Annotated in this window: 23 protein-coding genes; 16 read left to right on the plus strand and 7 right to left on the minus strand. The window is 64.6% G+C overall.

All coding sequences use genetic code 11. The annotated features are described in order from the left end of the window. Positions 1 to 39: 39 nt before the first annotated feature. Both IE158_RS00830 and IE158_RS00835 read right to left on the minus strand, forming a co-directional pair. The gene (locus IE158_RS00830) at positions 40 to 2604 is read right to left on the minus strand and encodes an ExeM/NucH family extracellular endonuclease (RefSeq protein WP_229838812.1); all 2565 of its coding nucleotides are present in this window, start codon (positions 2602 to 2604) and stop codon (positions 40 to 42) included. An 82-nt stretch (positions 2605 to 2686) separates the two neighbouring features. Beyond that, positions 2687 to 3865 (minus strand): FAD-dependent monooxygenase, encoded by a 1179-nt coding sequence (locus IE158_RS00835; RefSeq protein WP_189641757.1) that lies wholly within the window; start codon positions 3863 to 3865, stop codon positions 2687 to 2689. A 60-nt stretch (positions 3866 to 3925) separates the two neighbouring features. Between IE158_RS00835 and IE158_RS00840 the strand changes: the two genes are divergently transcribed. The 8 genes from IE158_RS00840 (at position 3926) to IE158_RS00875 (ending at position 11323) form a co-directional block, all read left to right on the plus strand. Then, positions 3926 to 4555 (plus strand): TetR/AcrR family transcriptional regulator, encoded by a 630-nt coding sequence (locus tag IE158_RS00840; protein WP_189641758.1) that lies wholly within the window; start codon positions 3926 to 3928, stop codon positions 4553 to 4555. 93 nt (positions 4556 to 4648) lie between these two features. Next, positions 4649 to 5044, plus strand: a complete 396-nt coding sequence (locus IE158_RS00845; protein ID WP_189641759.1) for a hypothetical protein — start codon at positions 4649 to 4651, stop codon at positions 5042 to 5044. Between the two features lie 180 nt (positions 5045 to 5224). After that, positions 5225 to 6619, plus strand: a complete 1395-nt coding sequence (fumC, locus tag IE158_RS00850) for a class II fumarate hydratase (RefSeq protein ID WP_189641760.1) — start codon at positions 5225 to 5227, stop codon at positions 6617 to 6619. Between the two features lie 441 nt (positions 6620 to 7060). Then, positions 7061 to 7576: a DUF305 domain-containing protein gene (locus tag IE158_RS00855; RefSeq protein ID WP_373295814.1), complete on the plus strand. Its 516-nt coding sequence runs from the start codon at positions 7061 to 7063 to the stop codon at positions 7574 to 7576. Between the two features lie 51 nt (positions 7577 to 7627). Continuing rightward, complete coding sequence (locus tag IE158_RS00860; protein WP_189641762.1) at positions 7628 to 8041, plus strand: hypothetical protein; 414 nt, start codon at positions 7628 to 7630, stop codon at positions 8039 to 8041. Between the two features lie 96 nt (positions 8042 to 8137). Next, on the plus strand, positions 8138 to 9397 hold the full coding sequence (alr, locus tag IE158_RS00865; protein WP_189641763.1) for an alanine racemase: 1260 nt from the start codon (positions 8138 to 8140) through the stop codon (positions 9395 to 9397). A 72-nt stretch (positions 9398 to 9469) separates the two neighbouring features. Then, entirely contained in the window at positions 9470 to 10864 is a 1395-nt protein-coding gene (locus IE158_RS00870) for an RNB domain-containing ribonuclease (RefSeq protein ID WP_189641764.1), read from the plus strand. 162 nt (positions 10865 to 11026) lie between these two features. After that, entirely contained in the window at positions 11027 to 11323 is a 297-nt protein-coding gene (locus IE158_RS00875) for a hypothetical protein (RefSeq protein WP_189641765.1), read from the plus strand. Between the two features lie 42 nt (positions 11324 to 11365). Here IE158_RS00875 and IE158_RS00880 read toward each other — a convergent pair whose 3' ends face one another. The 3 genes from IE158_RS00880 to IE158_RS00890 form a co-directional block, all read right to left on the minus strand. Continuing rightward, positions 11366 to 11866 (minus strand): hypothetical protein, encoded by a 501-nt coding sequence (locus tag IE158_RS00880; protein WP_189641766.1) that lies wholly within the window; start codon positions 11864 to 11866, stop codon positions 11366 to 11368. 109 nt (positions 11867 to 11975) lie between these two features. Then, positions 11976 to 13214, minus strand: a complete 1239-nt coding sequence (gene odhB, locus IE158_RS00885) for a 2-oxoglutarate dehydrogenase complex dihydrolipoyllysine-residue succinyltransferase (RefSeq protein WP_189641767.1) — start codon at positions 13212 to 13214, stop codon at positions 11976 to 11978. Positions 13215 to 13271: 57 nt separating this feature from the next. Then, positions 13272 to 16175 (minus strand): 2-oxoglutarate dehydrogenase E1 component, encoded by a 2904-nt coding sequence (locus tag IE158_RS00890; RefSeq protein ID WP_189641768.1) that lies wholly within the window; start codon positions 16173 to 16175, stop codon positions 13272 to 13274. 288 nt (positions 16176 to 16463) lie between these two features. Here IE158_RS00890 and IE158_RS00895 point away from each other — a divergent pair, with 288 nt between their 5' ends. From IE158_RS00895 to IE158_RS00915, 5 genes are all read left to right on the plus strand, one after another. Beyond that, the gene (locus tag IE158_RS00895) at positions 16464 to 16769 is read left to right on the plus strand and encodes a hypothetical protein (protein ID WP_189641769.1); all 306 of its coding nucleotides are present in this window, start codon (positions 16464 to 16466) and stop codon (positions 16767 to 16769) included. Next, positions 16766 to 17653, plus strand: a complete 888-nt coding sequence (locus tag IE158_RS00900) for an SMP-30/gluconolactonase/LRE family protein (RefSeq protein WP_189641770.1) — start codon at positions 16766 to 16768, stop codon at positions 17651 to 17653. The genes IE158_RS00895 and IE158_RS00900 overlap by 4 nt, the downstream gene beginning before the upstream one ends. 289 nt (positions 17654 to 17942) lie before the next feature. Next, the gene (locus tag IE158_RS00905) at positions 17943 to 18737 is read left to right on the plus strand and encodes a thymidylate synthase (RefSeq protein WP_189641771.1); all 795 of its coding nucleotides are present in this window, start codon (positions 17943 to 17945) and stop codon (positions 18735 to 18737) included. Next, positions 18734 to 19162 (plus strand): dCMP deaminase family protein, encoded by a 429-nt coding sequence (locus IE158_RS00910; protein ID WP_189641772.1) that lies wholly within the window; start codon positions 18734 to 18736, stop codon positions 19160 to 19162. The genes IE158_RS00905 and IE158_RS00910 overlap by 4 nt, the downstream gene beginning before the upstream one ends. Before the next feature lie 65 nt (positions 19163 to 19227). Continuing rightward, the gene (locus tag IE158_RS00915) at positions 19228 to 19743 is read left to right on the plus strand and encodes a dihydrofolate reductase (RefSeq protein WP_189641773.1); all 516 of its coding nucleotides are present in this window, start codon (positions 19228 to 19230) and stop codon (positions 19741 to 19743) included. A gap of 10 nt (positions 19744 to 19753) precedes the next feature. On the opposite strand, the gene IE158_RS00920 is transcribed toward IE158_RS00915, so the two are convergent. Together IE158_RS00920 and IE158_RS00925 are read right to left on the minus strand one after the other, a co-directional pair. Further along, positions 19754 to 20266 (minus strand): hypothetical protein, encoded by a 513-nt coding sequence (locus tag IE158_RS00920; protein WP_189641774.1) that lies wholly within the window; start codon positions 20264 to 20266, stop codon positions 19754 to 19756. 83 nt (positions 20267 to 20349) lie between these two features. Then, a complete protein-coding gene (locus IE158_RS00925) occupies positions 20350 to 21093 on the minus strand; it encodes a hypothetical protein (RefSeq protein WP_189641775.1) in 744 nt (247 codons plus the stop codon). Between the two features lie 173 nt (positions 21094 to 21266). On the opposite strand from IE158_RS00925, the gene IE158_RS00930 reads away from it, so the two are divergent. The 3 genes from IE158_RS00930 to IE158_RS00935 form a co-directional block, all read left to right on the plus strand. Continuing rightward, positions 21267 to 22688 (plus strand): L-lactate MFS transporter, encoded by a 1422-nt coding sequence (locus IE158_RS00930; RefSeq protein ID WP_189641776.1) that lies wholly within the window; start codon positions 21267 to 21269, stop codon positions 22686 to 22688. Continuing rightward, positions 22685 to 22813 (plus strand): MFS transporter small subunit, encoded by a 129-nt coding sequence (locus tag IE158_RS13680; protein WP_268248054.1) that lies wholly within the window; start codon positions 22685 to 22687, stop codon positions 22811 to 22813. Before IE158_RS00930 ends, IE158_RS13680 begins: the two co-directional genes overlap by 4 nt. A 21-nt stretch (positions 22814 to 22834) precedes the next feature. After that, the coding region (locus tag IE158_RS00935; protein ID WP_189641777.1) for a helix-turn-helix domain-containing protein at positions 22835 to 23153 on the plus strand (319 nt) is incomplete at its 3' end.

The following is a 23153-nucleotide window of genomic DNA, read 5'->3' on the forward strand; positions in this document are numbered from 1 at the left end:
CACTTCTGACCAGGCGCGGCGCAGCTTTATTCAGAGGCTCTAGGGACAAACATTCAGCGGGGAAGCCGTGTTGCGCGGCTCGACACTGCCCCGCGTGAAGTCGTCGGCACTGCCCGTATCCACGCAGCCCCTGCCCAGGCGACTGGCGCTGCTGGTGCTGCTCAGGCCGCTAAAGGGAACATAATCCACCACGCTGGCCTCGGTGGGGGCGGTGATTTTGGCCGTGCCCTGCACCAGCGCGACCTGCCCGGCGCTGCCGCTCATGGCGAGGGTGCCGCTGGCGTCAGGCGTGGGCAGCGGCTGGGTGCCGCCTGCGCCTTTGGCCTGCTGCACCAGGTAGTACTGGCCGGGTGCCAGGTCAAAGCTGTTCAGTGGGGTTACCGCCCAGCTGGTGCCCGACGCGCTGGCGTACTGCACCGAGTAGTCGCCCAGGTTCACGCTGGCGCGGCCCGCATTGAAAATCTCAATAAAGTCGTGGGTGTACGTGGCCCCGGAGTTGCCGCCCCCGCCATACACCTGGCTGATGACCAGTCCCGCGCTGCCCGGCTGAGGCGCAGGCTCGGTCACGTCTGGAGCCGTCACCGTCACGGTCAGGCGGGCGGTCTGGGTCTGGCCGTCCACGCTGATGGCGGTCACGGTCACCGGGGAGCTGCCTGCCGCCGCAAAGGTATGCTCCGCGCTGGTGGCCGCCGGGTCAAGCGTATCTACCCTATCGCCCCAGTCCACTGTCAGGCGGCTGAGCGGCCCACTCGCGGCGATGTTCAGGCGGTAAGGCTGGCCCACCACTGCCGCCGATTCGCCGGTCACGTTCAGCGTGAAGCGGGCTTCGTCACGGGTCAGGTTCAGGCCCACCAGCACCGGATCGTGGTCAGAAGCGCGGAAAGGGCTGTCTTGCCACAGGTCGGGGCTGGTGCAGACGTTGGTGCGGCACTCAGGGTTGGCCTTGTATTCCACGTTGTAGTCGGCCAGGGTCGGCTCATCAGCATTGATGTGCCACTCGGTCACGCCACTCACCTGCGCGTCCAGGCTGGTGCTGGCCAGCGCGTGGTCAAGGTAGCCGAACTGCCCGCCGAACTGGTACGAATAGCGCTCCCCCGCAGGAATGCGCTTGTTTTCGCTCACAAAACCGCCCGCTTCAATGGTCTGGATAGGCTTCTCCGCACCGTAGGCGTTGAAGTCGCCCATCAGCAGCACGTCGCTGTCGCCACTCTGCGCCTTCAAGCGGTCCACAAAGCCCAGCAGAGCGCGGGCCTGCTCGGTGCGCAGCTCATTCCAGCAGCCTTCGCCGGTGTCTATGTCGCCGCTGCTGGGGCAGCTGCCTTTGCTCTTGAAGTGGTTGGCGACCACCGTGAACACGCCGCCGCCCGCATTGTCGCTGAAGGTCTGGGCCAGCGGTGGGCGGCTATGCACCGCGTCCGTGTCCAGCTGGTAAGCCCCTACCGGCGTCACGCGGGCAGGCTTGTAGATGACGGCGACCTTGATGGCGTCGGTGCCGATGGTGCCCGTCTGCACGGCGCGGTAGGTCTCAGTCCCATAAGCGGCGTTCAGGCTGGTCACCAGGTCGTTCAGGGCCGTGTCGCCGTTGTTCTGCACTTCCATCAGCGTGACCACGTCGGCGTCCAGCCCCCTCAGCGCGGACACCACTTTGGCCTTCTGGCGTCCGAACTCATAGGCACTGTTAGCTCCCCGGTCATTTGGCCCAAAGGTGGTGAAGTAGTTCAGCACGTTGGCTCCAGCCACCTTCAGCGTGCCGCCCACATCCTGCGGCGCGGCGGGGCGCGGGTTGGTGTCTGTGAACTGGGGGGCAGCCGTCGGCTCTACTTTGAAAACATTGTTGGCGTAGTGCAGCACGCCGGTCAGTCCCTGAACGGTGTCGCCGGTGCGGCGGGTGCCCTGGGCGCTCAGGTAGGGCAGCTCGGCAGGGTTCTGCGCGGAATTGCCGTCGTCCAGGGTGATGGTCCGCGCCGCATTTTGCTCCGGTGTGGTGGCCTCGTTGCCGTTGGTGGGGTTGAACAGCCGTCCGCCTGCCGACAGACCCAGCTCGCCGTAGCGGCCATAGCCGTAGTTGTTGGTCACGGTCAGGGTTTCGGGGAAGGTCACGCGCATGCCTTCGTACTTCTCCAGGCCAGTGAAGGGAGCCTTGACCTCAACCGGCTTGACCGCCTGGGTGCCGGTGCAGCCAGCAAATGCGGTGAGGGTGTCAATCTGGGTGGAGCCGTAGAACTCTTTGACGGTGCCGGTCAGTTGCACGAGCTGACCGACCTGCACCTTCTGGGGCACCGTCCCGGTGTACACGAACACGCCGTCGCTGGTCGCGGGGTTGCCGTCGCCCTGGGCATCCTGAATAAAAAACCCACGCAGGCCGCTCTGGAAGTCCGCCGTCACCACGCCGCGCACCGTCACGGTCTGGTTCAGCAAGGGGCTGGCGTCGCCGCTGCCCTGCACCGCAGGAATGGCGGTCAGCGGGCCGGTAGAGGCCGGGCAACTGCTGGCCGCTGGCGGGGTGGGAGCAGGCTCAGTGGGCTTGGGGGCAGGGAGAGTGGGCTGGGTGCAGCTGGCAAGCAGCAGGACACCGGACAGGGCCAGAGCGGGTTTCATGTTCATGGGGACTCCATCTGCAAAAGAGCGGGGCTTCAGGACATAGATGATGTGCGGAAAGCAGCCCTGGCAGCATACCGGGCCAGCGTCATCCTTCGGTGATGGCCGCGTCCCCCAGAGGAGCCGTCCGGGGCACCCCCGCTCCCAGCAGTTGCTCACGCATCTGCGCTGCCAGCGCCCTCTGCGGCGTGGCGACCAGGGCGGCATTTCTCAGGGTGACCAGCAGAGGGTGCTCCCACTGCCCTACCCGCCCCAGGTGCCGCGAGGTGCGCGCCAGAGCGGCGGCCCGGTTCCGGCGCAGCTGGGCGTATACCCCAAAAGCCTGCGCGCCTACGCCATAGCGCTGCACGGCACGCGCCAGCACCACCGCGTCTTCTATGCCCAGGGCGGCCCCCTGACCCAGATTGGGGGGCATGGCATGGGCTGCGTCACCGATGAGGGCCACCGGCCCGCTGACCCAGTGATGACGGGGGAGTTCGTACAGGTCATGGTGAATCAGCTCGGCGTCCGACTCAGGAAGTGCCAGAGGCAGCGCAAAATCGGCAAAGAGCCGCCGCAGCAGCGCCGCACTGCCCGCCGCATGTCGGTGCTGTCCCGCAGGCGCATTCAGGGTGGCGTAGCCATACAGCCGGTTTTGCCCCGTCGCCACCAGACCTATGCGGCGTCCTGCGCCCCACCATTCCGTAGGGGCCAGCGCCAGCGGCGACTCTGCCACGAAACGCCAGCAGGTATAGCCGGTGTAGACCGGCCCATCCGCATCAAAGACCTGCTCCCGCACACGCGAATGCAGCCCATCGGCCCCGATGACCGCCGCGTAGACACGCTCTTCTCCACTGCTTAGCCTGACCCGCACGCTGCCCGGCTCCACTTGTACAGTCTGCAAGCCGACGCCCCACTGCACCGGCAGCCCCTCCGCCAGCACGTGGTGCAGCTCAGGCCGGAACAGGCCCAGCCCATAAGCCTCTGAGTGCACTTCAGGCAGCGAAACCGTCTGGAGCGTCCTCCCCAGCGGATCTAGGATACGGACCTGCTCAAACCGCTGCCCCAGCTCCAGCAGGGGCCGCTCCAGTCCCAAGGTCGCCAGCAGCTGCACGGCATTCCAGCCCAGCATGATGCCTGCGCCCCCGGCAGGCTCAGGCACACGCTCAATCAGGTCAAAGGGCACACCCGCTTGCTGAAAGGCGCAGCCCAGCGTCAGCCCCGCAATCCCGCCACCTACAATCAGGAGACGTTTTTGCCCACTTCGCCCATCACTGGTTACAGACATGACTCAGGATAGTCGATTTTTGAACATGTTCATTTTTGAACCTATTCCACGAGAGAGACGATGACCGAATCACGGCGTGAACGTGCAAAACAGGACAAGCAGGAGCGGATTTATGCTGCGGCCTGGCAGCTGTTCCGTACCCAGGGCTACGAAGTCACCACCATTCGACAGATTGCCGCCGCCGCTGGGGTCAGCGTGGGCACGGTGATGGGCTACGGCGGCCATACCGGCGACAAGGGAGGGCTGCTCCGGTCCCTGTTCCGCCACGCGCTGGCGCAGAACATGGCCGCACCCCAGCCCCAGCCACCCGCGCCGGGCGAGAGCCTCAGCACGTATCTGGACGGGATTTTTGCGCCGTTCTGGGAGTTTTACCGCGAGCAGCCGCAGCTGGCCCGTGTGTTCGTACAGCAGGTGCTCTATGAACAGTCCGCCGAGGAGCGCCGCGCCGACGCCGAGCAGGTCGCGGCCCTGACTGGGCACCTCGCCGCGCAGCTGGCCGCCCAGCAGCAGGCGGGCCGCATCCGCGCCGATGCCGACGCGGCTTTGCTAGCACAGACCTTCTTCGCGCTGTACCAGGCGGCGCTGCAAGGCTGGCTGTCGGGGCTGCTGAGCTACGAAGAGGCGCGCTCAGCGCTGCGGCGCATTCTGGAGTTGCAAGCGGCGCTGCTTGAGCTGGCCCCCGCTGATTGATCATGCGGAGAGTCAGTGACGAGGCAGGAAGCTGGTTTGTAGCCCTCTGCTTCTTCCATATACCCGTTAGCGTGACTAACGTTGCATGCCGCCTTGGCCCTTGTCACGCTGTCTCTGAGTGGCTGTAGCCTTCTGGAGCCGGCCAAGCCTATCGCTTACCGTGCCAGCCCCGATCAGATGATGAACGCCATTGCCCGTCTGGCTCCAACGCTCCCCGTCAAACCTCTGAATGAGCCTTTCCGGGTGACGCGCCGCACCGCTGATCAGCTGGTGGTGGCAACCCCACTCAAACCGGTGGGCATGGCGGTGGGTCTGTTTGTGGGCGCTGGCATCGGCAACGCACCGGCCAGCATCACCTATAACTTCAAGCGACAGGGCGATCTCACCCTGGTGACCAGCCAGGTGTCCTCCGGCAGCGACCTGTCCTCGCAGCACATCGCGGTATACAACATGCTCGACAAGACATTTACGCGTGTGACGTTGCCTTGAGTCCGCCTGGCCTGATGGCGCGTGCCAGCAGGTCTAGACGGCCTTTGCAGCAGGGGGTCTAGCCGCTGGTCGACCATCAAGCGGAGCGGGCGGGCCTGCTGCTGAAGCGGCCCAAAAATGCTGGACACTGCACCTTGTGACCCCTGCCCGGTGACACCTGAGCGCCCTACAATAGAAAGCATGACCAAAACCCGCGTAGAGACCGACACCATGGGCCAGATGGAAGTGGACGCTTCCAAATACTGGGGCGCACAGACCGAGCGTAGCATTCACAACTTCCCGATTGGGCACGACACCTTCGTGTGGGGCCGCCCCGTCATCCGGGCGCTGGGCATCCTGAAAAAGGGCGCGGCGCAGGCCAATGCCGAGCTGGGCGAACTGCCGCAGGACATCGCTGACCTGATCGTGCAGGCCGCCGACGAAGTGATCAGCGGCAAGCTGGACGAGCATTTCCCACTGGTGGTGTTCCAAACGGGCAGCGGCACCCAGAGCAACATGAACTCCAACGAGGTCATCTCCAACCGCGCCATTGAGCTGGCGGGCGGCGAGATGGGCAGCAAGTCGCCCGTCCACCCCAACGACCACGTGAACCGGGGCCAGAGCTCCAACGACACCTTCCCCACCGCCATGCACATTGCTGTGGTGCTGGAACTGAACGAGCGCCTGTACGGCAGCGTGGGCAAGCTGCGCGACACACTGGATGCCAAGGCGAAGCAGTATGAAGGCCTGGTCAAGGTAGGCCGCACCCACCTGCAAGACGCCACGCCCATCACGCTGGGGCAGGAAATCGGCGGCTGGGTGGCGCAACTGGACTACGCGCTGGAGCAGGTCAAGCACGCCGAGCAGGGCCTGTACGAGCTGGCGATTGGCGGCACGGCGGTGGGCACTGGCCTGAACGCCCACCCCAAATTTGGCGACCTAGCCGCGCAGAAATACGAAGCCGAAACCGGCTTCCCCTTCCGCTCCGCCGAGAACAAATTCGCCGCGCTGAGCGCCCACGACGCCCTGGTGCAGACCTCCGCCGCGCTCCGTACCCTGGCGGGCGCACTGATGAAGATGGCAAACGACGTGCGCTGGCTGGCAAGCGGCCCCCGCAATGGCATCGGCGAAATTGATATTCCCGAAAACGAACCCGGCTCCTCCATCATGCCCGGCAAGGTGAACCCCACCCAGTCGGAAGCCATGACAATGGTCGCCACCCGCGTCTTCGGCAACGACGCCACCGTGGCCTTCGCGGGCAGCCAGGGCAACTTTCAGCTCAATGTGTTCAAGCCCGTCATGGTTCACGCCGTGCTGGAAAGCATTCGCCTGATCAGTGATGCCTGCTTGGCCTTCAACGACAACTGCGCGGTGGGCATCGAGCCCAACGAAGCCAAGATCAAGCACAACCTCGACATCAACCTGATGCAGGTCACGGCGCTGAACCGTCACATCGGCTATGACAACGCCGCTGCGATTGCCAAGAACGCCCACAAGAAGGGCATCTCGCTCAAGGAATCCGCGCTGGAGCTGGGCCACGTCACCGAAGAAGAATTTGCCCAGTGGGTCGTGCCGCTGGACATGACGCACAGCTAAAACCGCATAGCCAAAAAACAGCGGAGAAGCTGCCAGCGAATGGCAAGGGGAGGACCTTTCCCGGAGGCATGGGGGAAGGTCCCCTTGCCGTTCGCTGAGCAGACCTTCAGCCCTTCAGCTGGGCCACACGACACCCAGGCAGGGCCGGGATGCCCGGCAAACTCGGTGCCGCCTTGCACCTTGCACAGAGCCGCGCATTGGCCGCAGAAAAGCTAAAGCCTCTCTGGTCAGCACGCGCTGCACTGCACCGATACTAAGCCCATGTGGAAGAGCAAATTTTTGCTGTGTCTGAGCCTATGCGCTCTGTCATGCGCCGAGACACCATCTGAACGGACCGTGACTGTGTCAGCGGCAAGCACGTCGCCAGTTGACGCTACGCCGCAGACCACCAGCTCAGCACCAAGCACCTCGGCCCCTGCGGCAGCGTCCCCGGCACTGGATATGACGGCATCGGGCATGGCGGCATCAGGTATGACTGGCACCGGACATGACCACAGCGCAGCCAGTGCTGACCTTGCCAGCTTGCAGGGCGCAGCGTTCGACCGTGCGTTCCTCTCCATGATGGTGGCCCATCACCAGGGGGCCGTAGAGATGAGTCAACCGGCCCTGGCGAGTCCCGACCCACAGGTGCGCGGCTGGGCTGAAGCCATCGTGATGGCCCAGGAACGCGAAATTGACCAGATGTCAGCCCTGCTTGAGCCGCTGGGCGGGCTGGACGAAGCCGCTGCTGCACCCATGCGCACCGAGATGGCACAGATGACGGCCCACACCGGCCACGCGAGTGATCCTGACCGGGCCTTTGTGGAAGCCATGCTGCCCCATCACCAGTCAGCGGTGGAGATGGCCCAGCTCGCCGAGGGACGCTCGCAGAATGCCGATGTGCTGGCACTGGCGGACGATATCGTGGCAACCCAGCAGCGCGAAATGGCCGAGTTCAAAGCGTATCTGGCACAGTAACCTGCGCGAGTAGGGGTCCGGCGCGGTCTGCTCTCCCCTATGCTGGACCCCATGAACTCCAGAACCTGCCTGGCTGCACTGGCCCTGTGCGCTGCCTCAGCTTCGGCCCGGGCGTCACTGCCCGCCGGCGTAACCGTGACGCCGCAGTGGGAGCGCGACATCAGCGCCGCTGCTCTGGCCTTTACCAGCCAGCCCTGCGTAGGCGAGTACACCGTAGACCGCGCGGCTGGCCGCTTCAGCGCGGCGCAGTTTGCCCAGGCCGCTGCCAGCGCGAAAGCTTTTACCCAAGACTTCCAAGCCTTTTTGCCAGGTGCCGAGGTCCGCTTCCACACGGACAATGACCGCCTGACCCGCTTTGCGCTGCTAAAGACTGCCCTGCCGCTGTTCAGCCAGCAGGAGCGCCGCGCCGATGGCGTGTATACCCTGGGCTGCTCGCTGGCCTTCCCTGGGCAGAGCGCCCCCTAAGCTGACAGACAAAGCACCTATATTGCCCCCGCCCGTAAAGATCAAACCCAATTCTTCTGCCTAACCGTAACCAAAGGAGAATGATATGTTCCCTCTATGACAAAGGCTTCTTGCGGGACAACTGTGCGCTGGTTTCTGCTCTCCCTGACGCTGGCCCTGCCGGTGGCGGGCGCTGCGCCGTTGCTGGCCGGTAGCGCACCCGCACCAGCCAGCCAACTGCTCCAGAACACCAATGCCTGGATAGAAGTGGATGACCAGGCGTTTGCCGACAACATCCAGACCCTTCAGCGCGAACTGGGCGGCACCTCGCAGTTGTGCGCGGTCATGAAAGCCGACGCTTACGGCAACGGCATTGACCTGCTGATGCCCACCGTGGTGCGCCTGGGCGTGCCATGCGTCGCCATCGGCAGCAACGAGGAAGCCCGCGTGGCCCGTGCCCACGGCTTTAGCGGACGGCTGATGCGGGTCCGTACGGCCACCGACCAGGAAATCCTGGGTGCCCTGGCCTACGATGTAGAAGAGCTGCTGGGCAACGCCGAGCAGGCCCGCCGCCTGAGCGCCGCCATGACCGAGCAGGGCAAGACCCTACGGTTTCACCTCGGGCTGAACTCAGCGGGCATGAACCGCAACGGCCTGGACATGGCCACAGCGCGGGGCCGCCTGGACGCCCTGAACATGGTGCGCCTGCCGGGGCTGAAGGTGGCCGGCATCATGACGCACTTCCCCGTGGAAGAGGAAGCGGATGTCCGCCGGGGCCTACAGGTGTTTCAGGATGAGAGTGCCTGGCTGATTCGCGCGGGCGGACTGGACCGCCGCCAACTGCTGCTGCACGCGGCCAACTCCTTCGCCACGCTCAGCGTGCCCGAAGCGCGGCTGGATATGGTCCGTCCCGGCGGCCTGCTATACGGCGACACCATCGCCTCGGCAACCCAGTACCGGCCCACCCTGAGCTTCAAAACCACGGTGGCAACCGTGAACCGCTACCGCGCTGGCACCACAGTGGGCTATGACCGCACCTTTACCCTGGGGCGCGACTCCCGCCTCGCCAACTTGCCGATGGGCTACTCGGACGGTTACCGCCGCGTCTTTACCAACGCCGGTCATGTGCTGATTCGCGGCCACCGCGTACCGGTGGTGGGCAAAGTCTCGATGAACACCACCATGATTGACGTGACCGACTTCCCGGATATTCAGCCCGGCGACGAGGTGGTGCTCTACGGCGCTCAGGGCCAGGAGCGCATCTCCCGCGACGAAGTCGAGGAGATCAATGGCGCACTGCTGGCTGACCTGTACACCGTCTGGGGCAACTCCAACCCCCGCGTGCTGAAGTCCAGCCTGACAGCGCCCACCCCCTAACGCCGCTGGCCGGGGCCGCACTCACCGCAGGGCACGCGGTGTCGCTGCGGCCCTTTTTGATACCTTGCCAGGATGACGCAAGCCCTCCAACCGAGCGACCTGAACGCCGCGCAGTGGACCGATGTGGAACTGACCGCGCGTGGCAAGCAGGAAAAATCACGCACCCTGCGCGAGCTGGGCCGACCCGAAACGCCTGAGAGCGCCCACGCCCTGCTGCTGGAAGCAGGCCGCTGGACCGAAGCGCAGACCCCCTACGCCGAGCGGCTGGGCACCGCCCTGGACGCCGTGCAGCTACCGGTCCCCGCGTGGCCGGACGAGGAGCGGCTGGACCTGACCCACCTGCCCGCGTTCGCCATTGACGACGAAGGCAATCAGGACCCCGACGACGCCCTCAGCGTGGAGGAGCTGGAAGGTGGCCTGACCCGGCTGTGGATCCACGTGGCTGACGTGGCCGCGCTGGTCACGCCCGGCAGCCCACTGGACGTGGAAGCCCGCGCGCGCGGAGCCACCCTGTATCTGCCTGACCGCACCATCCACATGCTGCCCGAAGCGCTGGTGCAGCAGGCTGGCCTGGGCCTGAGCGACACCAGCCCGGCGCTGTCTATTGCACTGGACCTGGACAGTGAGGGCAACGCCGAAGCGGTCGAGGTTCACCTGACCCGCGTGCGGGTGCAGCGCCTGAGCTATGACCAGGCCCAGGCCATGTTCGAGGCCGGGCATCCCGAGTTCACCCGCTTGGCAGGACTGGCCCGCGTGAGCCGTGACATCCGCTTCGAGGAAGGCGCAGTCAGCATTGATCTGCCAGAAGTGCGCGTCAAGGCAGATGAGACGGGCGCGCAGGTGCTGCCCCTCCCCCGCCCGGAGATGCGGGCTGTGGTGCAGGAGTGCATGACCCTGGCTGGCTGGGGAGCCGCTATTTACGCCGATGACTTTGAACTGCCGATTCCTTTTGCCACCCAGGACCCCCCACACCGCGACGTGACCGGCGAGAGCATGACCGCCCACTGGGCGCGGCGCAAATCGCTGGGGCGCACCCGCTTTCAGTCGGCTCCGGGGGCGCACGCTGGCATGGGCCTGGACCTGTACACCCAGGCCACCAGCCCCATGCGGCGCTACCTGGACCTGGTCGTACATCAGCAGCTGCGCGCGCACCTCAGCGGGGCAGCACCTCTGTCCGGGCGAGAGGTGGCGGCCCACATTGCGGAAGCAGGCATCGGCTCGGCGGGCACCCGCACCGCTGAGCGCCTCAGCCGCCGGCACCACACGCTGCGCCATATTGCCGCGCAGCCCGAACGGGTCTGGGACGCCGTGGTGGTGGACAAGCGCGGCCCCCAGGCCACGCTGCTGATTCCCGACCTGGCGCTCGACCTGCCCATGACCACGCCCGCAACGCCAGGAACGGCGCTTCAGGTCCGCCTGACCGTGACCAGTTATCCCGAGTTGAAAGTGCGGGCCAGCGAAAGCTGAGGCCCCGCCTTGGGGCAGCGCCTCCCGAACTGCCCCACAACATAAACGGGCTGACACATTTCACATATAACTGAAATAAGACCGTGTACAGCACTGTTTTGTGCCAGGCAACTCTGACTCATCTTGCATTGTTGCCCAGGAGGGTGCGGGTAAAGTGACCCTATGTGCTTACAGGTCAAGGACATCGTCTCCATCCGGCTCAGTCATTGCCGGGCTGAGCGGGCTGCTTCCGAGGGCCAGTATCACTTGGCGGCGCTGCATTACCGCAGTTGCCTGGAGGCAGCCGAGCGGCGAGAAGACCCGCAGGCCGTACGGTTTTTTGCCCTACGCCTGGCCGACTGCTACGTACAGATGGGCCTGAGCGCCAAAGCCCAGGCGTTTACCGAGCTGGCCGGGTACGCTCCTATGCGTGCCATACGCCGCGACGGCGACGCTTCAGCAGATACAGCGCTGCCCTGAGCTGCTTTCGGCAACCTGAAGTGGCAGCGTGCCCTGCCCGGTTTAACGCTGCGCCCCCACCGCTATGGCCTGAGCTTCTTGGCGCATCCGAAAAGCACACAGGGCCATGAGTGCCCCCAGCGGAAACGGCACCGCGCCCAGGTCCAGGCGCACATCAAAGCCGTCCGTGACGCCACCGATACGGCCCCGCACTTCGCCGCTATAGACCCGCAGGCTGATGTCGTGACCGTCCGTAACACCACCGATGCGGCCATTCGCTCCCTCTGGGCTAAAGTCCAGCACGAAGCTCACGCCTTCCAGATAGCTGCCGAGCCGCCCTTCCATCCGGGTGCCCGCCACTTTGGCCTCCACGTCAAAGCCGTAGCTGACACCGCCGACCCGGCCCGCCAGTCCGGTGGGCGCGGCCCCAATCTGGACGTCCATGCCGCTGAGATAACTCCCTATTCGGCCCACGAAAGCCTGGCCGGTCCACTGGGCCTGAAGGTCGTAGCCGTCGTCTAGAGAACCAAATCGCCCCTTCAGGTCGCTGCTTGCTGCTGTCATGCCCTCATGCTAGTCAGGCCGCGCCCACAAAAGCCCTACACGCCGCGCAGGCCAGGACCATGAAAAAACCAGCCCCGCAGGGCTGGCGTCAGGCTGTAGGCGCAGGGCCTTAGAGGTCCAGCAGCAGCCGGGCCGGGTCTTCCAGCAGGTTCTTGATGGTGACCAGGAACTGCACCGAGTCGCGGCCATCAATGATGCGGTGGTCGTAGCTCAGGGCCACGTACATCATCGGGCGAATCACGATTTCACCGTTCACCACAACAGGGCGCTCCACGATGTTGTGCATGCCCAGGATGGCGCTCTGGGGCGCATTGATGATTGGGGTGCTCATCATCGAGCCGAAGGTGCCGCCGTTGGTGATGGTAAAGGTACCGCCGCTCATGTCTTCCATGCTCAGCTTGTTGGCGCGGGCCTTCTTGGCGAACTCGCCGATGCCCTTTTCGATGTCGGCCAGGCCCAGCTGGTCGGTGTCACGCAGAATAGGCACCACCAGGCCACGGTCCGTAGACACTGCAATACCGATGTCGTAAAAGCCGTGGTAGATGATGTCCTTGCCGTCCACGCTGGCGTTCACGACTGGGAACTGCTTGAGCGCTTCGGTAGCGGCCCGCACAAAGAAGCTCATGAAGCCCAGCTTGATGTCATGCTTGGCAACAAACTGGTCTTGGTACTTCCTCCGCAGGTCCATGATCGGCTTCATGTCCACCTCGTTGAAGGTGGTCAGCATGGCGGTGGTGTCCTGCACTTCCTTGAGGCGCTCGGCGATCTTCTGGCGAATGCGGGTCATCGGCACGCGCTCTTCGGGACGCGCTCCGGCAGGCAACTGTACAGCGGCCTGAGCCTGAGCAGCGGGGCGCTGTCCGGGCTGTGCGCCCAGTGCATCCGCCTTGGTGATGTTGCCACGGGGACCAGTGGCGGGCACGTCAGCGGCTTCCAGGCCCTTCTCGGCCATGATTTTGCGCACGGCAGGCGACAGGTCGTCGCGGCGCTCACCCTGAGCGGCGGGTGCGGGCACAGCCTGCTCGGTGCGGGCCTGGCTTTCGCCGCCCGCGCTCTGCGAGGGATCAGCACTGGTCACAGGAGCGTCCGCCGTAGGAGCAGCAGCCCCAGCTTCACCAGCGCCCAGCTCGCCCAGCACTTCTTCGCTCAGTACGGTGTCGCCTTCATTTTTGGTCACGCTCTTGAGCACGCCGTCTTCTTGGGCGATCACTTCTAGCACAACCTTGTCGGTTTCGATTTCGGCCAGCACGTCGCCGCGCTTGACGGCCTGACCAGGCTGCACATTCCAGCCCAGCAGGGTGCCTTCGGAAACGGATTCGCTAAATACGGGAACTTTGATCTGGGACATCGGAGTTAACCTCTTGGGGAAAAAGTGGGAGGGCGGAGAAGAGCGGCGGAGCGGCAATTAGCCCTGAACGCCGGCTTCCTTGGTCAATTCTACCTGGGCTTCGTAGTCTTCACGCGAGACTTTCTCGCCCAGAGCGTCGGCGATCACCTTGGCCTGCTCCTTGGCGTGCACATGCGAGTAGCCCGTCGCCGTGCTGGCGGCGCGCTTGCGGCTGACATGGGTCAGGGTATGGCCCAGGTTCAGCTCGGCCAGGGTGCGCTCCAGGTCCTCACGGATCAGCAGCCAAGCGCCCTGGTTCTCGGGTTCTTCCTGCGCCCAGACGACCTGAGCGTTCGGGTGACGGCGCAGTTCTTCAGCCAGTTCTTCCTGCGGGAAGGGGTACAGCTGCTCCAGGCGCACCAGCGCGGTGCCGTGGTAGCCCTCGCGGTCTTCCTCGCGGGCGTCGAACATTTCCCAGTGCAGCTTGCCGGAGCTGATGACCACGCGGCGGGCCTGCTGCACGTCCGCGTCACCAATCACATTAAAGAAGCGTCCGTTCGTCAGTTCGCTCAGCGGCGACATGGCGCGCTTGTTGCGCAGCAGGCTCTTGGGCGTCATCACGATCAGGGGCTTGCGGTAGCCGCGCAGCATCTGGCGGCGCAGCAGGTGGAAAATCTGCGAGGCACTGCTGGGCACGGCAACTTGCATGTTGTTTTGAGCGCACAGCTGCAAGTAGCGCTCCAGGCGGGCGCTGGAGTGCTCGGGGCCCGCCCCTTCGTAGCCGTGGGGCAGCAGCAGGGTCAGGCCGCTGAGGCCCAGCCACTTGGTTTCGCCCGCCGCAATGAACTGGTCAATCACGGCCTGAGCCCCGTTGGCAAAGTCACCGAACTGAGCTTCCCACAACACCAGCGTGTTGGGTGCGGAGCCGGAGTAGCCGTATTCAAAGGCCATCACACCTTCTTCGGACAGGGTGGAGTCGATCACTTCGGCGCGGCCCTGTCCGGGGCGCAGGAATTCCAGGCTGAGGTAGTCACCCTTCATGGGGTCCAGACCGCGCTGGTCATGCACCACAGCGTGGCGGTGTACAAAGGTACCGCGTCCGGAATCCTCACCGCTCAGGCGCACGTTGTAGCCCTCGTCCAGCAAGGTGGCGTAGGCCAGCATTTCGCCCATGCCCCAGTCCAGCGGCTGCTCGCCACGGCTCATGGCGCGGCGGGCTTCCATCACGCGCTTGACACCACGGTGCAGCTCGAAGCCGTCGGGGAAGGTGGTCATCTTGTCGGCCAGCTCGGCCAGCTTCTCGGCGGGCACGGCTGTTTCGGCCACCGACTGCCAGTTGGAGTCCTTGGCGGCCTGCTTGTATTCGGCCCAGCGCTTGCCCAGGTCGCTCACCGTGTCCTCGGTCAGCTCGTCCACCACGCTCTCGCCCCGGTCCAGGCGGTCACGGTAGCTGTCGGCCAGGGCACGCACGCCCGCTTCATCAATCGCGCCTTCGCTCATCAGCTTCTGGGCGTACACGGCCAGCGTGCCAGGGTGGGCCTTGACCTTCTGATACATGATCGGCTGGGTCATGGTGGGGTCGTCGGCCTCGTTGTGGCCGTGGCGGCGGAACGACACCAGATCGATAAACACGTCTTTGCCGAACTTCTGTCGGTAGGCCACAGCCAGGTCGGCAGCAAACGCCACCGCTTCGAGGTCGTCGCCGTTCACGTGCATCACAGGAGCGTTGGCAATCTTGGCAACATCGGTGCAGTAGCGGCTGGAGCGGCTATCGCGGGGATCCGAGATGGTAAAGCCCACCTGGTTGTTGATGACGATACGGATGGCCCCGCCCGTGGTGAAGCCACGCAGGCGTGACATGTTCAGGGTCTCCATCACGACACCCTGACCAATCACCGCCGCGTCGCCGTGAACCGTGATTGCCAGGACGTTGTCGCGGCGCACTTCGCGCATCAGGTGCGGGGTTTCGTCGCGGCGGTCCTGGCGGGCGCGGGTCGAGCCATGCACCACCGGAGCCACCAGTTCCAGGTGACTGGGGTTAAAGGCCAGCGCCAGGTGCAGCGGGCCATGCTCGGTCTTCACGTCGCTGGAAAAGCCCAGGTGGTACTTCACGTCGCCCGAAATGTCGGGGTTTTCGCTCAGCACCTTTTTGCCCTCGAACTCATCGAAGAGGTCTTTGGGGCGCTTGCCGAAGATGTTGACCAGGGTGTTCAGGCGGCCACGGTGGGCCATGCCCAGCACGACTTCCTTGACTTGGCCCGTCTTGCCGGCCTGCGAGATGATGCGGTCCACCAGTGGAATAAAGCTCTCGCTGCCTTCGAGCGAAAACCGCTTTTGGCCCACGTATTTGATATGCAGGTACTTTTCCAGGCCCTCGGCGGCGTTCAGGCGGTCCAGCAGGCGCAGCTTGTCTTCTTTGGTGAGGCCATCACGGCGGCCACCGCGCTCAATCTGGTCTTGGAACCACTCGCGCTCCTCGCTGGGCAGGTAGTTGTACTCATAGCCAATCGGGCCGCAGTAGATGCCGCGCAGCTGCTCCAGCACCTGACTGACCGTGCCAGAAAAGTGGCCGTCCTGCACCTGCTCATTCATCTGCGCGGCGCTCAGGCCGTAGTACTCGGGGTTCAGTTCCGGGGCTGGGGTCTTGTCATGCAGGCCCAGTGGGTCGAATTCGGCCTGGAGGTGGCCATAGACCCGGTGCGCGGTGATCAGGGCACTGATGGCCTGCCCAGCGGCGCTGGCTTCGCCGCCTGCCGTGCCGCCCACAGCGGCCAGCACGGGGCGGCCCCGGCTCTGGCGGCCCAGCTCATAGAAAGCTTGCTGCACCGCCGAGTGCCGGGCTTCATGGGCCCCGCCGCGCTCCGCATCAAAAAAGGCGCGCCACTCGGGATCAACGCTCTGAGGGTCTGCCAGATAGTCCTCATACAGCCCGTCCAAAAAGGCCGCGTTGCCACCTGACATGATGGTTTCTGGTCGAGTCATAACACGTCCAGCATACCGCCCTTTGCGCTCAGAAAGGACCAGCCCCACTTGGGAGTGGCGTCTGTCAGGCGAGTGAATCCTGTTCCTGCGTGAGTCACAGATTTTTCTACCTGCCGCTGTGTGGGAGAGCTCACTGGGGCGAGCAGTTATCCATCGTGCAGGAGACCGTGGCAGTTGGTCCTGCTCCCCACGGCCACGGATTGCCCCAGCTAAAGCGTCTGCAGGCACAGCAATCTGCCTTTAGTCCGGTCCCATCCAGGCGGCGCAGCGGTTTGTCATCATGGTGTCATGAACGAAGATTTCAAGGCATCCACCTCGCAGGACATGGAAACGCAGAGCATGGAAACCAGCCAGCACGACACCGGCAACGGCATGAGCAGCCAAAGCCACTGGACCGGCGACGAAACGGTCAGCCAGGGGGTCAGCCCTGCCGGCCAGCCCGCCACCGATGCAGGCACGGCACTGGGCGGCGACCCCACCCGCAACGAGGACCAGGCGGACCAGGGCGTGCCCGAAAGTGTCATTGAGGGCGATGGCCGCAATGAGACGGGCACCACCTTCAGCGCCGACCCCGCTGGAGACAAGCGGCTGTGACCCAGGTGCTTCAGGCGGCCCGCAGCGAGTTTCTGGACCTGTTTCCGCCGGGGGCCGAGCTGACCCGTCTGGCCGGTAACTTTACCTGGACCGAGGGGCCAGTCTGGATTCCGGCGCGGGGCTGCGTGGTCTTTAGCGATGTGCGCCAAAACCGCACCTGGCGCTGGACCCCAGGCCGGGGCCTGGAAGAAGAAATGAACCCCAGCCACCACCAGAACGGACACTGTCTGGACGCACAGGGCCGGCTGGTGGCCTGCTCGCACGGTGAGCGGGCCGTGCTGCGCCAGGAAGAAGACGGCCACTGGACCACGCTGGCGAGCGAGTGGCGAGGCCAGCACCTGAACAGCCCCAACGACGTCGCCCTGCATCCGGACGGCAGCCTGTGGTTCACGGACCCCACCTACGGCATAGACAAGCCCGAAGAAGGCTACGGCGGCGAGATGGAGCAGCCGGGCCGCTATGTCTACCGCATTGCGCCAGACGGCACGCTGAGCTGCCCCATTGTGGACCGCCACAAGCCCAACGGCCTGGCTTTTGCCTCGGCCACCGAGCTGCTGCTGGCCGATACCGGCGATGACGCGGCCACCCACCTTTACCGCATAGATGGGGACCGCGCAGCGTACATGCGTCAGGCCTTCCGCGTGGACCAGGGCAAGACCGACGGCCTGCGGGTAGACGCCGCAGGCCGCATCTGGAGCAGTGCGGGTGACGGCGTACATGTCCTGACCGCAGATGGTGAGGAGTTGGGCCGCATTCTGGTGCCGGAAACCGTCGCCAACCTCTGCTTTGGCGGCAAGGACGGCACGGAGCTGTTCATAACCGCCACCACTGGGCTCTATCACTTTCCCACCCGCGTGCAGGGGCAAAGCTGGTCATTCAGCTAAGCGGGGCGATTCCTCAACCTCTACTGGGGGCCAACCATCTTCTCTGCTACCAGTCTGCGCTTAAAGGAGGAGGTTGGCAGGCTGGGCATGGCGCACCATAAATTCAGATGCTCGTCAAACGGAGCTGTTGCGGAGAAGGGACACAGTCCGCTGCCAGTAAAATATTGCGCCACATTGACTCTCCCCAGCCTTCAGCGGCATCTTTAATGACTGAATTCGCTGTCCCAGACGAACTTAAGCAGCGGATCGGCATTTTACCTCTCACTCCTGCCCTCTACACTAAGGGCATATGCGCCAGTACCTTGATTACCTCTCGCACATCATGGAATGCGGCACGGACCGCATGGACCGCACCGGCACCGGCACCCGCTCGGTGTTCGGGTATCAGATGCGGTTTGACTTGCAGCAGGGCTTTCCGCTGGTCACCACCAAGCGGGTCCACCTCAAGTCGGTGATCTACGAGCTGCTGTGGTTCCTGCGCGGCGAAAGCAATGCCCAGTGGTTGCAGGAGCGCGGCGTGACCATCTGGGACGAGTGGGCGCGGGAGGGCGGCGAGCTGGGGCCGGTGTACGGTCAGCAGTGGCGCAGCTGGCCCGGCTACGGTGGCGGGCAGATTGACCAGATTTCGCAGGTGGTGGAGCAGATTCGCCGCAATCCGGAGTCACGCCGCCTGATCGTTTCGGCTTGGAATGTGGCGCAGATTGATGACATGGCCCTGCCGCCCTGTCACCTGCTGTTTCAGTTTTACGTGGCCGACGGGCGGCTCAGCTGCCAGCTGTACCAGCGCAGCGCCGACAGCTTCCTCGGCGTGCCGTTCAACATCGCCAGCTACGCCCTGCTGACCATGATGGTGGCGCAGGTGTGCGACCTGGAACCCGGCGAATTCGTCTGGACAGGCGGCGACTGCCACATCTACCACAACCACTTTGAGCAGGTCGGGCGGCAGCTGGCGCGTGAGCCACGGCCACTGCCGAGAATGCGGCTGAACCCCGAAGTCAAAGACCTATTTGCTTTCCAGTACGAGGACTTCACTCTCGAAGGCTACGAGCCGCATAAGGGCATCAAGGCCGAGGTGGCGGTGTGAGTCGGCCCAGCTTCGACCAGTTGGGGATGGAGACAGCGCGGCTGTGGGCAAGCCGCTCCGCCGACCCCAAAGTGCAGGTGGGCGCGTGCATTCTGGACCGGCACAACCGCGTGGTGGGCGTGGGTTACAACGGACGGGCCGCCGGTGAGCCGAACGAGCGCGAAAGCTTGGCGCAGGGAGCGTCGGGCTTTATTCACGCTGAGGTGAATGCGCTGCTGGCCGCCAACTGGAACGGCGAAGGCCACACGCTCTACGTGACTCACGAGCCCTGTGCCACGTGTGCGCGGCTGATTGTCAATTCGCGGCGTATTGGCCGGGTGCTGTTTGCGCAGAACTACACCGAGGAAGTGCGGGTGGGCGCAGGCCTGCCGAGTGGAGCCGGGATACTGGAGGCCGCTGGAATTGAGGTCCAGCAGGTGGGCTGACACGCAGCCCTTGCGTAGCGTGAGGAGTTGCGCAGCGCCGGTCAAAGGCGGCATGGTGAGGCATCATGTCCAGCCAAGCTCCCGAACTGGTCGCCATCGTCGCCATGACCGAGAACCGCGTCATCGGCAAGGACGGTGGGATGCCCTGGCACCTGCCCGCCGACTTCGCGCACTTTAAGCGCCTGAGCGTGGGCCGCCCCAACGTGATGGGCCGCCGGGTGTGGGACTCGCTGGGCGGACAGGCACTCCCAGGACGCACCAACATCGTCCTGACCCGCCAGGCAGCATTCAGGGCACCGGGAGCGCTGGTGGCCTACACCCCAGCAGACGCGCTGGCGCTGGCCCACGCGCATCTGGGCCCAGAGAACGAAATCGCCATTATCGGCGGCGAGGAAATTTACCGGCTGTATCTGGACCAGCTCACCCGCGTTGAGCTGACCCTGATTCATACAGAGTTGGAAGGCGACACTTTTTTTCCTAAATTGCCTGGCGAGTGGGACACCGCCGCCGAGCGCGAGCGGCCCGCTGACGAGCGCAACCGCTACGACCTCACCTTCCGGACGCTGGTGCGGCGCGGCTAAGGAGAAAGGCTCAGGGCACCGGCATGACGGGCGCAGGTTGCACAGGCTCTACATTCAGCGGCGGGCCATCCAGCGGCACCTGCTGGACGGGAGCAGGCTGGACACGCACAGGACGCACGCGCACTTGCACCACACGCAGCAGCCCTCTGCCCTGCCCATCGGACACGCGCACGTAGAGCGGCTGCGAGGAAGCCGGAGCCGTGCGGGACACCGAGACGCGCAGCACAGCGCGGCTGTCACCGCGCAGCCACAGCCCGGAGGGGCTGACCTGCACGCCCTGCCACCCCCCCGACACGCTCAGGTCATAGCCCGCAGCGGAAGGTGGCGCACCGCGCAGCTCCACTGCCAGCCGCGCGGATTCACCGGGCCGCAGCGTCAGCTCCTGGGGAGACACGCGCAATGTGGCCCCCGGAATGGGCGGAGTGGGGTCGGTCAGGGTACAGGCTGTCGTGGTCAGCAGCAGTGCCGCCGCAGCCAGCGAACGGACCAGGGCATGAGACAGAACACGGGTAGGCAGGGTCATGGCAAAAACCTCCTGAACAGGTGGCTAGGCGAAAAAGTGCTGGACAGTCTCAAGATACTGCCAGGCCAGCGCCCCGTCCCGCCCTACTCGTGGTTCGGCGGCGTGCCAGCTTCGGGCAGCGCAGGCAAAGTGAGGTCGCCGTAGTTCAGCGCCGCGCCACCCTGCCCTGTCAGCAGCACCAGCTCCTCGGCCCTGGCTCCCGCAGGCACCGGCAAGGGCTGGGCGGTGGGATAGATGGCCGTCGTTACCGCCACTTCACCGCTGCTGCCACCCAGCAGCGTGCTGTGAATCACGTTCCACTCGTTCAGCCGCAGCGGCTCCTGGCGGAAGCTTTTGTTGACAGCGCCTCCTTCCAAGCCGGAACAGGGCTCAGGGTCCGGCAGCAGGCCCAGGGCGCCGGTCCACTCCTGGCCCTCACGCGGAGGCAGTTCGCCCGCCAGCGCCAGCACACGTAGTTGCGGCGGCTCGCACTGGGTGTTGGTCACCGTGCCCACCAGCCAGCGTTCCTGGTAGATGTGCCCGTCCGGCATCCCTTCCGGGAAGCGGGGCTGCAACTCAGCGCTCAGGCTCTTGAGGGTCACTTCGGCGGTGGGGCGGTCACTGCGCAGCGTCACGTACGCCACGGTCTGGGTCTGGGCTGGGAAGTCCAGGGTGGCGGCCACAATATCCGGCACGTCCCGTACAGGGTCGGTGCCCGCCGCGTCCTTCCAGGCCCGCTGCTCGGCGGCGCTGGCCTGACTCCATTCGGGGCCAGCAGGGGCTGGGGCACAGGCTCCCAGCAGGGCACCACCCCACAAGGCAGCCAGCAGCGGCAAAACTCTGTTCATCTGCCCAATTCTAGGCTTGCTGGGCCTGGATTGCCTGATGGGCACCTGTCTGACCAGCAACTCACAGTCCCGGCAGCGTTTATAGTGAGCCATCCAAAACGCAGCAGGGACATTTATCCAACCGGGAAGATCAGGCCGCTGGGATTGCTTCACCTGCGGAAAAGAGGAAAGCGATGGGTTTTCTAGACCGTGAACATTCTGTAGCGCCTACCGGTTGGAACCGCTGGCTGGTCCCGCCAGCTGCATTGGCCGTTCACCTGAGCATTGGGCAAATTTATGGCTACTCGGTGTTCAACAAGCCGCTGGCCCGCCAGATCAGCGGTGATTTAAGTGCAGTGCAGGGAGCGGCTGGCGACTGGTCGCTGTTTCAAGTGGGCCTAATTTTCAGTGTGGCGCTATTTTTCCTGGGCGCTTCCTCGGCCCTGTTCGGCAAGTGGGTCGAGCGCGAAGGACCGCGCAAAACCATGTTCGCCTCGGCGCTGCTGTTCTGTAGCGGCTTTGTGGTGGCGGCCATCGGCGTGCGGATGCACAGCTTGCCGCTTATCATCCTGGGCAACGGGGTGCTGGGCGGCATCGGGCTGGGGCTGGGGTACATCAGCCCGGTCAGTACGCTGATGAAGTGGTTCCCGGACCGCCCCGGCCTCGCCACAGGCATGGCGATTATGGGCTTTGGCGGCGGCGCCCTGCTGGGCAGTCCCCTGGGCACGGCGCTGATGAACCGCTTCGCAAATGATGGCACCCTGGGCGTCAGCAGCGCGTTTCTGTGGATGGCAGGCATTTACTTCCTGATGATGATGTTTGGCGCCTTCTTGGTGCGGGTGCCACGTGAAGGCTGGAAGCCTGAGGGCTGGTCTCCTGCACAGCAGCAGTCCAGCGCCATGATTTCGCAGCACCACGTGCTGGTAGACCAGGCCATGAAAACGCCGCAGTTTTGGCTGCTGTTTGCCGTACTGTTCCTGAACGTGACCGCCGGCATCGGCGTGCTGGGGCAAGCCAGCGTCATGATTCAGGAAATGTTCTCAGACCGTGTGCTGGGCGCAGGCAATGGTGTGACCGCTGCCGCCGCCGCTGGCTTCGTGGGCCTGCTGAGCATCTTCAATATGGCCGGGCGCTTCATCTGGTCTTCGACCTCGGACCGCATCGGACGCAAGCCGACCTACATGATTTTCTTTGCGCTGGGCACGCTGCTGTACCTGCTGGTCCCCACGCTCGGCAGCATGGGCAGCCTGGCGCTCTTTATCTTGGCCACCTGCGTCATCATGAGCATGTACGGCGGCGGGTTCGCCACCATTCCGGCGTATCTGCGCGACCTGTTCGGCACGCGCAACGTGGGCGCGATTCACGGACGGCTGCTGCTGGCATGGAGCGCGGCAGCCATCGTGGGTCCCACCCTGCTCAACGGCTTCCGTGACCGCCAGATTGCGGCGGGTGTGCCCGCGGCCCAGGCCTACAGCACCGTGATGTATGTCATGGCTGGCCTGCTGGTGCTGGGCTTTATCGCCAACCTGCTGGTCAAGCCCGTGGCCGAGAAATACTGGGCCCCCGCCGAAGAACCGGCTGCGCCCCCCGCCCCCGCACAAGGAGCTACCCAATGACCCGACCATCCGAACCGACTGCGAACGTCTCTCCCCTCCTGATTGGCCTGGCCTGGCTGGTGGTCCTGATTCCGCTGGGCTGGGGCGTGTGGGAAACCCTGGTCAAAGTGGGGCAGCTGTTCTAGAGCATTTGACATAATAAGAGAATGAAACGTGTTGGGGCGGCTGGGTATGGGAATGACTTGCGGGAACGAATCGTTGCTGCTGTACAGCGAGGGGACACCATCACCGCGGTGGCTCGCCAGTATGAGGTCACTCATCGCACGGTGGTGACGTACCTCAAGAAAGTGGAAGAGGGAACCTTAGAACAGCGACTGACTCCTTCTGGTCGACCTCGTACAGTTCAGGCAAAGCACGAGCAGCAACTTCTGAAGCAGTTGGAGACCCATCCAGACGCGACACTGGCAGAGCATGCGAGCATGCTCGAGGCAGCGACGGGTTTGAAGATCTCCTACCGAACCGTTG

Origin of the sequence: Deinococcus piscis, from assembly GCF_014653275.1 — a bacterium.
Taxonomy (GTDB): Bacteria; Deinococcota; Deinococci; order Deinococcales; family Deinococcaceae; genus Deinococcus; species Deinococcus piscis.